A 241-nucleotide genomic window follows, 5' to 3' on the forward strand; every position below is an offset into this window, starting at 1 on the left:
GGCATTCCATACTCAGCAGCATTGATCACACGCCATTCCACCGCGTAGCCCAACTCGTTGAGACTTTTCAACATAATGGCAAAATCCCTTCCGCGTTGCGAAGATGCAGATTTTAAGAGCCGATCTACATTTTCAAAAAAGAGGTATTTGGGCTTGTTTTTCTTCTCGGTCAAAATACGGTGGATGGACCACCAAAGCACACCCTTTTTTCCAATAAGCCCCTTGGAATTTTTTAGAGTTG

General features: G+C 44.0%; 1 protein-coding gene. It reads right to left on the reverse strand.

Features of this window, described 5'->3' with window-relative positions:
• Nucleotides 1–241: DNA cytosine methyltransferase (locus ACRHOZ_RS21335; RefSeq protein ID WP_431130382.1), on the reverse strand; the 241-nt coding region annotated here is incomplete at both ends.

Origin of the sequence: Flagellimonas flava, assembly GCF_050617915.1 — a bacterium.
Lineage (GTDB): Bacteria > Bacteroidota > Bacteroidia > Flavobacteriales > Flavobacteriaceae > Flagellimonas > Flagellimonas flava_A.